Source organism: Actinokineospora lacus, from assembly GCF_053813445.1.
The window spans coordinates 354,745-370,594 of record NZ_JBQERA010000003.1 but is presented as its reverse complement, the minus strand read 5'-3'; the positions used below and the strand labels follow the sequence as shown (position 1 = coordinate 370,594).

14 protein-coding genes and 1 riboswitch are annotated in these 15,850 nt (G+C 70.6%); of the genes, 6 read left to right on the top strand and 8 right to left on the bottom strand.

The genetic code is table 11. The annotated features are described in order from the left end of the window. Nucleotides 1-236 precede the first annotated feature (236 nt). From ACTG9Q_RS09840 to ACTG9Q_RS09825, 4 genes are all read left to right on the top strand, one after another. On the top strand, nucleotides 237-863 hold the full coding sequence (locus ACTG9Q_RS09840) for a 50S ribosomal protein L25/general stress protein Ctc (protein ID WP_455572354.1): 627 nt from the start codon (nucleotides 237-239) through the stop codon (nucleotides 861-863). A gap of 69 nt (nucleotides 864-932) precedes the next feature. Continuing rightward, a complete protein-coding gene (gene pth, locus ACTG9Q_RS09835; RefSeq protein ID WP_455572353.1) occupies nucleotides 933-1,508 on the top strand; it encodes an aminoacyl-tRNA hydrolase in 576 nt (191 codons plus the stop codon). 171 nt (nucleotides 1,509-1,679) lie between these two features. After that, nucleotides 1,680-2,255 carry a DivIVA domain-containing protein gene (locus ACTG9Q_RS09830; RefSeq protein ID WP_455572352.1) on the top strand — a complete coding sequence of 192 codons (576 nt, stop codon included), beginning with the start codon at nucleotides 1,680-1,682 and terminating at the stop codon, nucleotides 2,253-2,255. A 159-nt stretch (nucleotides 2,256-2,414) separates the two neighbouring features. Then, nucleotides 2,415-4,787, top strand: coding sequence for an ATP-binding cassette domain-containing protein (locus ACTG9Q_RS09825; protein ID WP_455572351.1), 2,373 nt, complete (start codon nucleotides 2,415-2,417; stop codon nucleotides 4,785-4,787). Nucleotides 4,788-4,838: 51 nt separating this feature from the next. On the opposite strand, the gene ACTG9Q_RS09820 is transcribed toward ACTG9Q_RS09825, so the two are convergent. Further along, nucleotides 4,839-5,234, bottom strand: coding sequence for a RidA family protein (locus ACTG9Q_RS09820; protein ID WP_455572350.1), 396 nt, complete (start codon nucleotides 5,232-5,234; stop codon nucleotides 4,839-4,841). A 93-nt stretch (nucleotides 5,235-5,327) separates the two neighbouring features. Here ACTG9Q_RS09820 and ACTG9Q_RS09815 point away from each other — a divergent pair, with 93 nt between their 5' ends. Next, on the top strand, nucleotides 5,328-6,302 hold the full coding sequence (locus ACTG9Q_RS09815; protein ID WP_455572349.1) for a helix-turn-helix transcriptional regulator: 975 nt from the start codon (nucleotides 5,328-5,330) through the stop codon (nucleotides 6,300-6,302). A 79-nt stretch (nucleotides 6,303-6,381) separates the two neighbouring features. Here the strand turns inward: ACTG9Q_RS09815 and ACTG9Q_RS09810 are convergent, their stop codons facing one another. After that, a complete protein-coding gene (locus ACTG9Q_RS09810; RefSeq protein WP_455572348.1) occupies nucleotides 6,382-8,046 on the bottom strand; it encodes a fatty acyl-AMP ligase in 1,665 nt (554 codons plus the stop codon). 176 nt (nucleotides 8,047-8,222) lie between these two features. Then, nucleotides 8,223-9,998 (bottom strand): ABC-F family ATP-binding cassette domain-containing protein, encoded by a 1,776-nt coding sequence (locus ACTG9Q_RS09805; protein ID WP_455572347.1) that lies wholly within the window; start codon nucleotides 9,996-9,998, stop codon nucleotides 8,223-8,225. Nucleotides 9,999-10,172: 174 nt separating this feature from the next. Here ACTG9Q_RS09805 and ACTG9Q_RS09800 point away from each other — a divergent pair, with 174 nt between their 5' ends. After that, nucleotides 10,173-10,676, top strand: coding sequence for a hypothetical protein (locus ACTG9Q_RS09800; protein ID WP_455572345.1), 504 nt, complete (start codon nucleotides 10,173-10,175; stop codon nucleotides 10,674-10,676). Here the strand turns inward: ACTG9Q_RS09800 and ACTG9Q_RS09795 are convergent. The 5 genes from ACTG9Q_RS09795 to rsmA form a co-directional block, all read right to left on the bottom strand. Next, on the bottom strand, nucleotides 10,673-11,218 hold the full coding sequence (locus ACTG9Q_RS09795; RefSeq protein WP_455572344.1) for an RloB family protein: 546 nt from the start codon (nucleotides 11,216-11,218) through the stop codon (nucleotides 10,673-10,675). The two genes, ACTG9Q_RS09800 and ACTG9Q_RS09795, sit on opposite strands and share 4 nt — an antisense overlap. A gap of 72 nt (nucleotides 11,219-11,290) precedes the next feature. Continuing rightward, nucleotides 11,291-12,526: an AAA family ATPase gene (locus ACTG9Q_RS09790; RefSeq protein WP_455572343.1), complete on the bottom strand. Its 1,236-nt coding sequence runs from the start codon at nucleotides 12,524-12,526 to the stop codon at nucleotides 11,291-11,293. Nucleotides 12,527-12,619: 93 nt separating this feature from the next. Beyond that, complete coding sequence (locus tag ACTG9Q_RS09785; protein WP_455572342.1) at nucleotides 12,620-13,585, bottom strand: 4-(cytidine 5'-diphospho)-2-C-methyl-D-erythritol kinase; 966 nt, start codon at nucleotides 13,583-13,585, stop codon at nucleotides 12,620-12,622. Between the two features lie 23 nt (nucleotides 13,586-13,608). Further along, the gene (locus ACTG9Q_RS09780) at nucleotides 13,609-14,616 is read right to left on the bottom strand and encodes a methionine ABC transporter ATP-binding protein (RefSeq protein ID WP_455572341.1); all 1,008 of its coding nucleotides are present in this window, start codon (nucleotides 14,614-14,616) and stop codon (nucleotides 13,609-13,611) included. Between the two features lie 181 nt (nucleotides 14,617-14,797). Then, nucleotides 14,798-14,887: riboswitch (SAM riboswitch) on the bottom strand. 116 nt (nucleotides 14,888-15,003) lie between these two features. Beyond that, nucleotides 15,004-15,849 (bottom strand): 16S rRNA (adenine(1518)-N(6)/adenine(1519)-N(6))-dimethyltransferase RsmA, encoded by an 846-nt coding sequence (gene rsmA, locus ACTG9Q_RS09775; RefSeq protein ID WP_455572340.1) that lies wholly within the window; start codon nucleotides 15,847-15,849, stop codon nucleotides 15,004-15,006. Nucleotide 15,850 lies beyond the last annotated feature (1 nt).

The window sequence follows — 15,850 nt, the reverse complement described above, 5'->3', positions numbered from 1 at the left end:
CCGCCACGCGGGTCACCGGGGCTTTCGCCTGCCGGACACCCCCGCCTCACCCCGGGTTCGGTACCGGCGTAAGCTATCGGGGTTGCCTCGGCGAGGCGGGCCATGTGCCAGCGTGATCGACGTGGCGGCTGATCATCAGTCGCACGTCTTCATGCTCTCCGCTGCCCCTCCGCCGCAGGCGCTCCCAGTCCTGAAGCAGCGCCCCCGCCGCGTTCGACCGCAAGGAGAGCACCCCCGTGTCCGAGGTACGTCTGGCCGCCGAGCAGCGCACGGAGTTTGGCAAGGGCGCCGCGCGCCGCACGCGTCGCGCGGGGAGGATTCCCGCCGTGCTGTACGGCCACGGTTCCGAGCCCCAGCACCTGTCCCTTCCCGCCCTCGAATTCGCCCGCGTGGTCCGCGAGCACGGCAACAACGCCGTGCTGACGCTGGACCTGGGCGCTGGGACCGAGGTCGCGCTGACCAAGACGGTCACGACGCACCCCCTGAAGAACTACATCGAGCACGTCGACCTGCTGCTGGTCAAGCGCGGTGAGAAGGTCACCGTCGAGATCCCGGTGCACATCACCGGCGAGGCCGCCAACGGCACCCTGGTCAACCAGGACCTCACCACCATCCAGCTGGAGGTGGAGGCCATGCACATCCCCGACAGCGTCGAGGTGAGCATCGAGGGCGCCACCGCGGGCACCCAGATCCACGCCAGCGACGTCCCGCTGCCCAAGGGCGCGGTGCTGATCACCGACGCCGACGCGATGGTCGTCGCCGTCAACGCCTCCCCGACCGCGGCCCAGATGGAGGCCGAGCTCGACACCGAGGGTGCGGGCGTCGTCGAGGAGCCCAAGAACAGCGAGTCCGCCGAGGGCTGAGTTCGGTTCTTTGCGTCAATGCCCCGGGCCCTCGCAGGCCCGGGGCATCGTCATGTGTGAGGGGTGGATGTGGACGACACACCGGCGGTCGTGGTCGGCCTGGGCAACCCAGGCCCCGCCTACGCGGGCAACCGGCACAACATCGGCTTCCTGGTCCTCGACGAGCTGGCCGGGCGCGTGGGCGGCAGGTTCAAGGCCCACAAGTCCGGCGCGGACGTGCTCGAGGGCAGGCTGGCGGGCAGGCGCGTGGTGCTGGCCAAGCCCCGCTCGTACATGAACGTCTCCGGCGGGCAGGTGGCCTCGGTGGTGCGGTTCTACAAGCCCGCGCTGGAGCAGGTGGCCGTCGTGCACGACGAGCTCGACCTGCCCTTCGGCCAGCTCCGGTTGAAGCTGGGCGGCGGCGAGAACGGCCACAACGGCCTGCGCTCGATCACCAAGTCGCTGGCCACCAAGGAGTACGTCCGGGTGCGCTTCGGCATCGGCCGTCCGCCGGGCCGGATGGACCCCGCCGACTTCGTGCTGAAGGACTTCTCCGCCGTGGAGCGCAAGGAGCTGGCCTTCGAGGTCGACCGCTGCGCCGACGCCGTGGAGGCATTGGTGGGGCAGGGGCTGATCTCGGCCCAGAACACCTTCCACGTGTCCTAGGGCCTGTCCTCAAACCCTGATCGCGATAGCCGGGCCGGATCGGCCGCTGGCGGCACCGCCGCAGAACCCGAGTACGACCCGGTACGAGGGCCCTGCGGCGCCGCCGCCAGCGACCGATCCGATCCCGACTCTCATCGACCAGGGTTTGAGGACAGGCCCTAGGATTCGCCGATGTCGCTGACTCCTGAGCGGGTGCGGGGCGTCAAGTTCGACCGCGCCCCCCTGGGCAAGCGCGGCTACCACGAGGACCAGGTCGACGACTTCCTCGACCTCGTGGAGGCCGCCCTCGCGGGCGTGGGCGCGCTGACCCCCGACGACGTCCGCGCCGCCGTCTTCGACGCGGCGTCGCTGGTGCGGCGCGGGTACGACGAGGACCAGGTGGACGCCTTCCTCGACATGGTGGTCGCCACCCTCGAATCGGGTGGGACCGTGGTCCTCGACCGGGTGCCGGTCGGGGGCAGGCAGGACGATGGCGGGGACCCCGCCCCGCCGCCCCCGGACTCGGACGTGCCGTTCCTGCCGCTGCCGCCCGCCCCGCCCGGCGTCCGGGGCTACCGCCCCGGCGATGTCGCCCGCCTGGCCCGCCTGCTGACCGGCGCGGCGACCGACCACAGTGGCGTCACGGCGGAGGAGCTGTCCCGCCTGCGGCTCGGCCTCACGTTCTTCGTCGGCCAGGGCTACGACCCCCGTGCCGTCGACGCCCTGGTGGACGCGTGGGCGATCGAGCTGCGCCGCAGGGAGGCGTGACCGGCCCGGGACCAACCAGGAACCGGCCCACCAGGAATCGACCGGTCAGGAATCGAGAAGCGCGGACCCGGGACCGCGCCTAGCGTGACCAGTGCCGCCGGGGACGCGCGGCGGAGAACCCGGACACCCGCGAGGCCCCGCCTGGCAGATGGAGACACGATGAGCAAGGCCGCCAAGGCGCACGCCGCCGACAGCCACGACCTGATCCGCGTGCACGGCGCCCGGGTGAACAACCTCAAGGACGTCAGCGTCGAGATCCCGAAGCGCAGGCTGACGGTGTTCACCGGCGTCTCCGGCTCGGGCAAGAGCTCGCTGGTGTTCGGCACGGTCGCCGCGGAGTCCCAGCGGATGATCAACGAGACCTACAGCGCCTTCGTGCAGGGCTTCATGCCGACGCTGGCCCGGCCCGACGTCGACGTGCTCGACGGGCTGACCACCGCGATCATCGTGGACCAGCAGCGGATGGGCGGCGACCCCCGCTCCACCGTCGGCACCGCCACCGACGCCAACGCGATGCTGCGCATCCTGTTCAGCAGGCTCGGGAAGCCCTATGTCGGCTCGCCCCAGGCGTTCTCCTTCAACGTCGCCTCGATCAGCGGCGCGGGCGCGGTCACGATGGAGCGCGCCGGGAAGTCCGTGAAGGAGCGGCGCACCTTCAGCGTCACCGGCGGCATGTGCCCGCGCTGCGAAGGCCGCGGCTCGGTCTCCGACATCGACCTCACCCAGCTCTACGACGACTCCAAGTCGCTGGCCGAGGGCGCGTTCACCATCCCCGGCTGGAAGTCCGACAGCTTCTGGACGGTCCGCGTCTACGCCGAGTCGGGCTTTGTCGACCCGGACAAGCCGATCCGCAAGTACACCAAGAAAGAACTCAACGACTTCCTCTACAAAGAGGCGACCAAGGTGAAGGTCGACGGCGTCAACCTCACCTACGAGGGACTGATCCCCAAGGTCCAGAAGTCGTTCCTCGCCAAGGACCCCGAGGCGCTCCAGCCCCACATCCGCGCGTTCGTCGAGCGGGCGGTCACCTTCGCCACCTGCCCCGACTGCGACGGCACCAGGCTCAGCGCGGCGGCCCGGTCCTCGAAGATCGCCGGTGTCAACATCGCCGACGCCTGCGCCATGCAGATCAGCGACCTGGCCGAGTGGGTCCGCGGCCTCGACGAGCCCTCGGTCGCGCCGCTGCTGGCCAAGCTGCGCCACTCCCTGGACTCCTTCGTCGAGATCGGACTGGGCTACCTCTCGCTCAACCGGCCCGCGGGCACGCTCTCCGGCGGCGAGGCCCAGCGCACCAAGATGATCCGCCACCTCGGCTCGTCGCTGACCGACGTCACCTACGTCTTCGACGAGCCCACCACGGGCCTGCACCCCCACGACATCCAGCGGATGAACGACCTGCTGCTGCGGTTGCGGGACAAGGGGAACACGGTGCTGGTGGTCGAGCACGAGCCGGAGACCATCGCCATCGCCGACCACGTCGTGGACCTGGGTCCCGGCGCGGGCGCCGCGGGCGGCACCATCTGCTACGAGGGCGACGTCAAGGGGCTGCGGACCAGCGGCACCACCACCGGTCACCACCTCGACGACCGGGCCGCGCTGAAGGAGGAGGTGCGCGCCGCCACCGGCAGGCTGGAGATCCGCGGCGCCGACTCCCACAACCTGCGCGACGTCGACGTCGACGTCCCGCTGGGCGTGCTCTGCGTGGTCACCGGCGTGGCGGGCTCGGGCAAGAGTTCGCTGCTGCACGGCTCGATCCCGGCGGGCGAGGAGGTGATCTCGGTCGACCAGGGCGCGATCCGCGGCTCGCGGCGCAGCAACCCGGCCACCTACACCGGCCTGCTCGACCCGATCCGCAAGGCGTTCGCGAAGACCAACGGCGTCAAGCCCGCGCTGTTCAGCGCCAACTCCGAGGGCGCGTGCCCGGCCTGCAACGGCGCGGGCGTCATCTACACCGACCTGGCGATGATGGCCGGGGTCGCCACCCCGTGCGAGGAGTGCGAGGGCCGCCGGTTCCAGGCGTCGGTGCTGGAGTACCGCCTCGGTGGGCGCGACATCGCCGAGGTCCTGGCGATGTCGGTCGAGGAGGCCGAGGAGTTCTTCGGCGGGGGTGACGCCGAGACCCCGGCGGCGCATAAGATCCTCCAGCGGATGGCCGACGTCGGCCTGGGCTACCTCAGCCTCGGCCAGCCCCTGACCACCCTCTCCGGCGGCGAGCGCCAGCGGCTCAAGCTGGCCACCCACATGTCCGACAAGGGCGGCGTCTACATCCTCGACGAGCCCACCACCGGCCTGCACCTCGCCGACGTCGAACAGCTCCTCGGCCTCCTCGACCGCCTGGTCGACTCCGGCAAGTCGGTCATCGTCATCGAGCACCACCAGGCGGTCATGGCCCACGCCGACTGGATCATCGACCTCGGCCCCGGCGCGGGCCACGACGGCGGCCGGGTCGTCTTCGAGGGCACCCCCGCCGACCTCGTCGCCGACCGCTCCACCCTCACCGGCCAACACCTCGCCGCCTACGTCGGCGCCTGACGGCTGGTGCTCGCCGCCTCCGGGCCCGTACCGGAGGCGGCGAGGGGCGCCTCACGCGACGGCGGTGCCCTCCAGCTCGACCAGCAGGGTGGGGATCGCCAGGCGGGTCACGCCGAGCATCGTGGTGGTCGGGGCGACCCTGGCGGCGCCCAGCCTCGACGCCAGCACGCCGTAGTGCTGGAAGAGCAGGTCGACGTCGGTGGCGTAGACGTTGAGCCGGACGAGGTCCGCCAGGGACATCCCCGCCTCGGCGAGGACGGCCTCCAGGTTGTCCAGGCTCAGCGCCAGCTGGGCCGCCATGTCGCCGTCGTGCTGCGGCTTGCCGTCGCCGTCCGTCGCGGTCTGCCCGGAGCAGTACAGGGTCCGGGTGTGCCCGGAGACGACCTCGCCCTGGTTGAATCCCATCGCCACCGACCACGCCACCGGGTTGACGGCCGTTCGCTCCATCGCCACAAAAAGCTCCATTCCTTGACGTTGTGGTGGCAAGCCTGTCAACGAATCACGACATCCTGTGTCGTGTATTCCGGTAATGTTTTTCGTGTGCGCGCCGACCGGTTGGTATCGCTGGTCCTGCTGCTGCGCCAGCGCGGCAGGCTGTCCGCGACCGCGCTGGCCCGCGAGCTGGAGGTGACCACCCGCACCGTGCTGCGCGACATCGAGGCGCTGTCCGCGGCGGGCGTCCCGGTCTACGCCGAACGCGGCCGACACGGCGGTTTCGCGCTGTCGCCCGGCTTCCGGACCGAGCTGACCGGGCTGAACCACGACGAGGCCCTCGCCCTGCTGGTCGCCGGGTCGCGGCGCGGCGCGCAGGCGTTCGGGCTCGGCTCGGCGCTCGCCTCGGCCATGCTCAAGGTGGTCGACGCGCTGCCGGAGAGCCACCGGCACACCGCGGCGGGCGTGGCCGAGCGGCTGCTCATCGACCCGGAGACCGACCTCCTCTCGCGTCGGCTGGTCGCCGAGGAGGTGCCCGACTCCGTAGTCGCCGAGGTCCGGCGCGCGGTGTTCGCCGGTCACAAGCTGCGCATCCACTACGCGGCAGTGGGCCAGAGCCCGAAATGGCGCACGGTGGACCCGATCGGCCTGGTCACCGTGCGCGACCACGGCTACCTGCTGGCCACGAGGTCCGGCGCGGACCGCACCTACCGGCTGTCCCGGATCGTCGCCGCCGAGGAACTCGCCGAACCCGCGCAGCGGCCGGATCGGGTCGACCTGGACCGGGCCTGGCAGGAACGCGGCACCCGGTTCCGGACCGGCGGCGACCAGGTCACCGTGCTGGTGCGGGTGGACCCGGCCCGGCGCGAGGACCTGGTGGGCACCGCGCTGGCCGTCCTCGCCGAAGAGCCCGACACCGACGGCAGGCTGCGGCTGGAGGTGACCTTCCAGGATTCCCGGCACGCCGAATGGGCGCTGTGGCAGCTCGCCACGAACGCCGAAGCCCTGGCCCCGCAATGGCTGCGAACCGCCCTGCGCGACCGCGCCGCCGCGATCACCACCTGCTACGGAACGCCATCCTGAGAGCCGCCACCTCTACTGCTTCGCGCGCAGGCGAGGTCCCGGTCGCCGGGACGAGTTCCGACCCGTCCCGGCAGGTGGGTCACTCCTCGGTGTCCGCGAGACCGCCAACCAGCTGGGCGCCCGCTGCGGCGCGGCGGAGCTTGCCCGACGGGGTCTTCGGCAGCGTGCCGGGCGGGAGCACCAGGACCGCGCTCGGCCGGGCGTTGACCGACTCGAACACCCGGGCCCCGATCTCGCGCTTGATCCGCTTCTCCACGTCGGCGTCCCCCGCCGACCGCGACTCCACCACCACGGCGAAGCGCTCGCGGCGGGACCCGGCGTCGACCCGGACCGCCACGGCGTTGCCCGCGCGGACCCCCTCGACACCAGCGGCGGCCCGCTCGATGTCCGTCGGGTAGATGTTGCGCCCGGCCAGGATGATGACGTCCTTCTGCCGCCCGCAGATGACGAGCTGACCGTCCACTGTGTACCCGATGTCCCCGGAGGCCAGCCAGCCCTCGGAATCCTGGGTCGCGACCGGGCCGTGCACCGTCAGGTACCCCGGCGTGACGGCCTCGCCGCGCACGAAGATCTCGCCGACTTCCCGTTCTCCCAGCACATCCCCGGACTCCGAGCGGATCTGGGCCTCGATGCCCGGCAGCGGCCTGCCCAGCACCGCGAACGACCGGATGCTCTCCTCCTTCGGGACCGGCGCCGCCCGGTTCTCCGACTCCAGCAGGGCCGCGTCGATGTAGTCGAGCGTCAGGCCCGTCCCCAGCGGCGCGAACGACACCGCCAGCGTCGTCTCGGCCATGCCGTAGGCGGCGAACACGCAGTTCGGGTCGAGCCCGAACCTGGCCCCCTGCTTGACGAACGCGGCCACCGCGGCCTCGTCGATCGGCTCGGCGCCGTTGAGCGCGATGCGCAGTGACGACAGGTCGTAGGTGTCCGTTGAGTCCACATTGGACAGCCTGCGGCCGAGCAGGGCGTAGGCGAAGTTCGGCGCCGCGGTGATCGTCCCGCGGTGGCGGGAGACCAGGTCGGCCCACAGCAGCGGGCCGGTCAGGAACTCCACCGGGGTCACCTTGACCAGTTCGAGGCCCACCGTCATCGGCACGGTCAGGAACCCGACCATGCCCATGTCGTGGAACAGCGGCAGCCACGACACCATGATGTCGTTGTCGACGTCGAGCTCCGCCGTCGCCGCCATCGCCGTCAGGTTGCTGTACAGGTTGCCGTGCGTGATCCGGACCGCCTTGGGCTCGGCGGTCGAGCCACTGGTCAGCTGCAGCAGCGCCGGGGCGTCCTCGTCGGCCTCCACCGGCTCGGCCAGCGGCTCGCCGGAGAGTTCCGACAGCAGCCGGTAGGACACGCCGTGCTCGTCCAGCACCGGGGCGAGCTGGTCGAAGGGCGCGCCCAGGAGCACCAGCTTCGAGTCGATCATCTCCAGCACCCGGACGGTGTCGGCGGCCCACTCGGCGAGGTCGGTCCGCGGCGTCGGCTGGTGCAGCATGGTCACGCTGCCGCCCGCCAGCCACACCGCCTGCACCGCGGGCGCGATGGTCACCGGCTCGGCGGCCAGCACCGCCACGGCGCCGTGGCGGGCCAGGCCGCCCGAGACCAGGGCGCCCGCCATCCGGGTCGCCTGCTCGTGCACCTGCGCCCAGGTGTGGCGGACGGGGGCGTGCGGCTCCCCGGTGGTCATACCCTTGGCGTCCCCCCGCGTCCGGGCGGAATCCAGCAGCATGTCAACAAACCGGCTCATGGCCGAGAGCCTAGTGCCCCGGCCCAGGGTCTTCACCGGGTCTCGACATGCCCACGACGCGCCTGGCCGCGTTGCCGGACCGCCTCCGTACAACCAGTACGGCGACGTTCCGGCGCCTTGCCAGCACGCCGTGGACACGCCGATACCCGGCCAAGACCCTGGGCCGGGGCACTCGGTCACTCCAGCGAGTCGGCCAGTTCCAACCAGCGGCCCTCCACCTCGTCCTTCTCGGCCGACACCTTCCGCAACTCCGCGTCCAGCTCCGCCAGGCGGTCGAGGTCGGTGGCGGCGTCGTGGGCCTGGGAGTTCAGCTTGGCCTCCCGGGTCGTCAGCGTCTGCAGCTTGCGCTCGAGGCGGGCCAGTTCCTTCTGCGCGGCCCGGTGCTCGGCCGAGCCCGCGCGCGGGGCGGCGTCGTCGACGGTCTTCTTCTGGGCGGCGACGGGCGCGGCCAGCGACGCCGCCCGCCGCGACAGGTACTCCTCGATGCCGCCGACCAGGTGCGTGACCTTGCCGTCGCCGAAGACCGCGTGCACCGTGTCGCACACCCGCTCGACCAGGTAGCGGTCGTGGGAGACGACGACGAGCGTGCCCGGCCAGGAGTCGAGCAGGTCCTCCAGCTGCTGGAGGGTGTCGATGTCGAGGTCGTTGGTGGGCTCGTCGAGCAGCAGGACGTTCGGCTCGGCCATGAGCAGCCGGGCCAGCTGCAGCCGCCGCCGCTCGCCGCCGGACAGCTCGCCCACCGGCGTCCACTGCTTCACCGCCGGGAAGCCGAACCGCTCGGCGAGCTGCGAGGCCGTCATCTCCTGCTTGCCCAGCACCACCCGCCGCGCGATCTCCTCGACGGCCTCCAGCACGCGCAGCGTGGGCGGCAGGTCGTGCAGCTCCTGGCTCAGGTGCGCCAGGCGCACCGTCTGGCCCTGGACGCGCTTGCCGGAGGACTGCTCCCGCTCACCGGCCAGCAGCCGCAGCACCGTCGACTTGCCCGACCCGTTGACCCCCACCAGCCCGACCCGGTCGCCCGGCCCGATCCGCCACGTCGCGTCGCGCAGGATCGGCTTGGGCCCGGCGGAGATGGAGACGTCCTCCAGCTCCAGCACGGTGCGCCCGAGCCTGCGCTTGGCGAAGGCCAGCAGCTCGACGCTGTCGCGCGGCGCGGGCACGTCGGAGATCAGCGCTTCCGCGGCCTCGATGCGGTAGCGCGGCTTGGAGGTGCGGGCGGGTGCGCCGCGGCGCAGCCAGGCCAGCTCCTTGCGGGCGAGGTTGCGCCGCTTCTCCTCCAGCGTGTCGGCCAGCCGGGCGCGCTCGGCGCGGGCGTAGACCCAGTCGGCGTAGCCGCCCTCGTACTGCTCGACGCGCCCGCCGACGACCTCCCAGGTCGTGGTGCAGACGGTGTCGAGGAACCAGCGGTCGTGGGTGACGACGACGAGCGCGGTGCCGCGGGCGAGCAGGTGCTCGGCCAGCCACTGCACGCCCTCGATGTCGAGGTGGTTGGTGGGCTCGTCGAGCACCACCAGGTCCAGCTCCTGCACGAGCGTGGCCGCCAGCGCGACCCGCCGCCGCTCGCCGCCGGACATGGTGTCGACCGGACTGTCGATGCCCAGCGCGGTCACCCCGAGCCCGTCGAGGATGGAGCGGATGCGCGCGTCGGAGGCCCACTGGTGCTCGGCGGTCACGTTCAGCCCGCCCAGCACCGCCTCGCGCACGGTCGACCCCGGCGCCAGCTCGGTGCGCTGGGTGACCACCGCCATCCGCAGGTCGCGGACGCGGCTCACCCGCCCGCTGTCGACGGGTTCCAGTCCGGCCAGCACCTCCAGCAGTGTCGTCTTGCCCCCGCCGTTGAGCCCCACGACACCGATCCGGTCGCCGCGGCCCACCCCCAGGGACACATCGTCGAGCAGTGGTCGGACGCCGAAGCTCTTCCCGACTTTCTCCAGATTGACCAGATTGGTCATCCACGCACCTTCACCGGGCCTGCATAGTCGCCACCAGCTTACCCAGTGGCCCCGGTCACCCTGTTTTCCCAGTTAAGAGACCTGTTGGCGATGGCCTGAATACCCTCTGTCGACAATTTTGACAACCACGGAATATCCAGCTATCCACGCCTTACTTTTTGTTGTGGAGGTGCAATGTTCCGGATCTTCGGCGCCGTTGTCGCGCTGATCTTCGTCCTCACCGGATGCGGTGGCTCATCATCATCGGAGAACACCATTCCCGCGGAGTTCGGCCACAAGATCCACATTCGCTCCAGCGGCAGCCCCACCCTCGCCGCCCTCTGGCTCGACAGCATCCGCCCGGTCACCTGCACCGAACCGGGCAGCCTGCCCCCCAACCGCGGCCACTACCTGGCGGTGACGATCGTCCTCCAGACCACCGAGCAGTACGAGCCCGACTGGGGCTGGTGGATGAGCGCCCGCGACTTCCGCACCGTCGACGCCGAGGGCGAGGAGACCGGCCAGGGCACCATCACCTCCTGCCTCCCCACCCACCGCTACCTGACCGACGACTTCTACCTCTCCGACGCCGGCTACTACGGCGTGGTCCTCCTGGACACCGCGGCCGAACACGGCACCCTCGTCTACAGCCCCCACAACCTCCCCAGCAACACCGAAGGCTGGCGCTGGGAGTTCTAGGCGTCAGCGGGCTCGATGGCAGCGATCAGCTCGCTCATGCCTGACGAGGGGTTGTCATTGGGGCAGGCCGTGCCGTTGCCCACGTGGCGTACCGCCAGCCGCTGCGCGCGCCGGGACGCTTCTGCTCGCTTGGGCATGTAAGCGGCGGCGTTGATCCTCTTCCCGCTGCGCCCTTCGAGTTTGCGGCTCCTGCTTTCCGCTTCGGCCGTGGATATGCAGGCTGACTGGTCTTCGAAATGGAGGATCAGCCAGAGTTCGAAGCACGGATTCGACATGGCCAGGCGAATGCCGTGATCCTTGGCGAGGCTGATGGCCTGGCTGAGGTTGGGGTGGGTCTGCGGCCACTCCACGTCGAAGACGCACCAGCACTCATCGACCTCGTCATCGCGTTTCCGCTCCACCGCACGCTTCACGAGCGTCAACGGCATTCCCTGGTCTGGGTCGATCTCAATGTCGATTGCCGTATTGCGCCGAATGGCGGGAAGCTGCTTCAATCCCTTGATGTAGTCGGGCTCTGACGCTTCTCCTTCGCAGAAGATCACAATGGTCCTTCGCTCGGGTCGGCTGGCCGTCTTCCGCTTAAGGTCTTTGCCGTAGGCTCGTCGTGCCATCGCTCAGCCGATCAAACCCAGGGCGCGGAGAAACTCGGTTCGGTCCACCTCGGGTAGCGCGCCGAACCGCCCGTGTAGATACGCCTTCTCCAGGTTCTGCGACTTCCGAACGCGTTCGCCCGCGAATTCGGCCAAGGCTCCCAGCCGGGTCGCGCCATCCTTCGGCTTCTCGGTGAGCCAGACTTCATCTCGGTTGAGGTGGTTGAGCAGGCTTGTGTCGTGCGAGGTGAAGACCAGCTGTGCGCCCGCCGGGTTCGTCACCGGGTCCTGGAACAGCCGGATCAGCTGCATGGACAGGGTGGGATGCAGGCTGGCGTCAAGCTCATCGAACAGCAGCAGGGAGCCGGCTGTCAGTGCGGACAGCACGGGGCCGATGAGGCGGAACCAAGTTTGGGTGCCTTCCGACTCGTCAATCAATCCTAGTTCTACTTGTTCATCACCGGACTGGTGAACAAATTGAACCAGCTCTTGAGTGAACGTCAAATCGCCATCGGGAGTCAGCGACGGTGCTCCGATCTGCCTGAACACAACGTCGTCGATACCAAGATCTGCCAGCCTGAGCATCGCGAGTGCACGTATCCGATTGTCACTTTTGAACCAATGACAGCTGGAAGGGTAAGGGTGTCTTGGCGACTTGGTGCGGCCTGAGTGAAAGGGTCCTCGCGGTCCGTAGGTCTGGCCTGAGAGGAGGTCCTGCGCGAACTCTGAGACCAAAGGCTCATCGAACCTCCGAGCGGCCGACAGGGCGAGTGTACGATCCGTCAGCAGTTCCCGGGTTCCTGACAGGTTGCCGAGGCCACGCTGGAGTTTCAGCTCCTGGCCACTGCGTTCGTAGATCCGCCGACGTTTCTTCTCCGGGTAGTGGAACAGTCCTTCATAGTGAACTTTTTCCCGGGTAAGTTCGACAACGTATTCGAAGCGCACGCCCTTGACTATGGATTCGATCGTGAATTCAGTCGGTCGGCTATGTCCTTCGGAGAACGCGAACGGTTCGATTGGAATATCGTCATCCCAGCCGCGAAGCGAATTCAAGACCGCGTCGCGGAGCCAGGTCAGGGCGGCGATGATGTTGGACTTGCCCGACGCGTTGGGGCCGTAGATGGCGGCGACGGTGAGCAGGCTCTCGCCGATGTTGTCGAACGGGCGGGCAGCGTCGCGGTCGCGGTCCACGGCGACCATCGACAGCTCGACGGGTTCGAGGATGGACCGGAAGTTCGCCACCTCGAACCGGATCAGCACCACGTGCTCCAGACCTCGCTCATGAGGTCAGCATAGCCGGGTGCTCGTCAAAAACTGACGAAAATCGCCCTGTGTCGACAGGGAGGCGGCGAGCTAGGCGTTCACCTCGGGCGGGATCGGCCGGTGGGCGTCCTCGCCGGTGATCAACCGTGCGCCCGGTACCGGGCCGTGGGCGACCCGTACCGTCCGGCACACCCCAGCCCCCGCCAGCTCCGCCGCGACCTGCAAAGCGGATTGATCATCGGCGCACAGAAAGGCGCAAGTGGGGCCCGAGCCGGAAACGGTTCCGGCCAATGCGCCCGCATTCACCCCGGCGCGCAGGGTCCGCCGCAAACCCGGGCGCAATGACACCGAGGCGGCTTGGAGATCATTTCCCAGCAACAGTGCCAACTGCCGTGGGTCGCCGGTCGCCAATGCCTCCAGGACCGGCTCGACCGCCCCGGCCCGTGGGGGGTCGCCGTCGGCGCGCAGGCGGTCCAGTTCCGTGAAGACCTTCGGGGTGGACAGGCCGCGGCGGTCGAAGGCCAGCACCCAGTGGTAGGTGTGCCGCGACAGCACCGGGACCAGCTTCTCCCCGCGCCCGGTCCCCAGCGCCGTCCCCCCGTACAGCGTGAACGGCACGTCGCTGCCGATCCGCCCGGCGATCTCGGCCAGGTCGTCCCGGGTGACCTCAAGGCGCCACAGGGCGGCGAGACCGACCAGCGTCGCCGCGGCGTCCGCGCTCCCGCCCGCCATGCCGCCCGCCACCGGGATGCCCTTGCGGATAACGACCCGTACCCGCGGCTCCTCCGGGTCCCGCCCGGCGAACAGCGCCAGCTCCTGCACCGCGCGCCAGGCCAGGTTGCTGGGACCGGTGGGCACGGCGTCGGCGTTCTCCCCGACGACCTCCACCCCGGGCTCGTCGGCGATGGCCACGGTGACCTCGTCGGTCAGGGACAGCGCCTGGAACACCGTCGTCAGGTCGTGGTAGCCGTCCGGGCGTAGGTCGCCGACCGCGAGGTGCAGGTTCACCTTTGACGGCACGCGAACGGTGACGGGATGCGGGACGACAGCGAGCACGCCGTCCAGCCTACGGCCAGACCTCAGGCCGCGATGCCCTCGGGACCGCGCGCCCTGCGCTTCACGACGCCGCCGCGCTCGCCGATCCAGGACAGCGTGGAGTCCGCCGCCGCGCCGGAGACGCCGAGCAGGAAACGGGCCACCGGGGTCTCCCCGACGCGGGTCAGGCCGCCGCCGATGACCGCGATGTCGGTGCCGAACCGCCCGCCCGCCTCGGGCAGCAGCGCGCCGACGGCGGCGAACCCGATCAGCACCACCTCGGCGGTCCGGTCGTGCCCGGCGCGCACGGACTCCGGGGTGTCGATCGAGGGCAGCAGCGCGTCGACCACCGGGCTCTCGGGGGACTGGATCAGCGACAGCAGCGACCCGCTGTCGGTGACCTTCCCGTCGACCAGCAGCGCGACGTCGTCGGCGATGCGGCGGGCCACGTTCGCCTCGCCGGTGGTGACCAGCACCGTGGTGCCCAGTTCGCTGCGCGCGCGGTCCAGCACGGCCAGCACGCCCGCGACGCCGTCGGCGTCCAGGCCGCGGGTGGGGTCGTCGGCCAGCAGCAGCCCGGGGTCGCCGACCAGCGCGCGGGCGACCTCGACCCGGGCCCGCTGCCCCGGCGAGAGGTCGGCGGGGGTGGCGTCGGCGCGCCCGGTGAGGCCGATCAGGTCCAGCATCCGCCCGACGCGGTCGCGGCGCTGCGGGCCGTCGATGCCCGCCAGCTCCAGCGGGGTGGCGATGTTGCCCGCCGCGGTGCGCTGCGGCAGCAGCTCGCCGTGCCCGACGACGCCGATGCGCCTGCGCGCCGCGCGCAGCCGCCGCTGGTCGAGCCCGGCGGTGTTGTAGCCCTCGACGCGGACGACGCCGCTGTCGGGCCGGTCCTGCAGGGAGACGAGGCGGGCCAGGGTCGACTTCCCCGAGCCGGTGGTGCCGAGGACGCCGGTGATGGCCCCGGGCGTGAGGTCGAGGGTGACGTCATCGATCGCGGTGACCTGGCCGGCGGTGGTCCAGAAGGTCTTGGTCAGGTTCTCAACGGTGATCATGGCAGGCTCCAAGGCGACCGCGCGCGCCAAGACACGTGGGCACGGCGGTGAGGGGATTTGAGTCCGAAGTGGATGAAGACGAACGGCTGGATCAGCCGGATACGCGCATTCGTCGACAGCCACTCACAGTGCGCCTGCACTGGTCGATGACCCGCCTGCTGGTGAGAATCCCCATCTCGTTCCTCCATCGGTCCTGGCGGTAGCACCTGCCCGCGATGGGTGGTTGCTGCGGCTTCGTCGAGCCAGGTCTCTCGGCCGCTCCTGATGGATAGCTGACCTGAGTACACCCGATCCCTCGGCCGCGGCGCAAGCCGCTTAACGCAGGTTCGGCCGTACCGTCCGCAACGTCACACTCCCGGAGTGCGGAACCGGACGCCGAACGGCCTACTACCGGCGGGTATGCCCTACTTGGGCAATCCGGACGAAGTCCTCGACCGCCAACTGCTCCCCCCGCGCCCCGGGGTCGACGCCCGCCGCGGTGAGGATCTCCCCGGCCAGGGCGGGCGATCCCGCCCACCCCGCCAGCGCCGCCCGCAGCGTCTTGCGCCGCTGGGCGAAGGCCGCGTCCACGACCGCGAACACCGCGGCCCGGTCCGCGTCGGGCTCGGGCCGCCGCTCCAGCAGGACCAGGGCGGAGTCGACGTTGGGCACCGGCCAGAACACCGCGCGCGGCACGGTCGCCACCCGCCGCGCCGAGGCGTACCAGGCGATCTTGACGCTGGGCACCCCGTACACCCGCCCGCCCGGCCCGGCCGCCATCCGGTCGGCCACCTCCGCCTGCACCATCACCAGCACCCGCCGCAGCGACGGCGCCACGGCCAGCAGGTGCAGCACGACCGGCACCGCGACGTTGTACGGCAGGTTGGCCACCAGCGCCGTCGGCGGACCGGGCAGCTCGCCCACCCGCATCGCGTCGGCCTCGATGACGGTCAGCCGGTCGGCCACCTCGGGGGCCTTCTCGCCCACGGTCAGCGGGAGCTGCGCGGCCAGCACCGGATCGATCTCCACGGCCACCACGGACGCGCACGCGGGCAGCAGCGCCAGGGTCAGCGACCCCAGCCCCGGCCCGACCTCCAAGACCACATCGGACGGTGCCAGCGCCGCCGCGGCCACGATGCGCCGCACGGTGTTGGGGTCGTGGACGAAGTTCTGCCCGAGCTTCTTGGTCGGGCGCACGCCCAGCGCGTCGGCGATCCGCCGGATGTCGACGGGGCTGAGCAGCGCGGGAGTCACG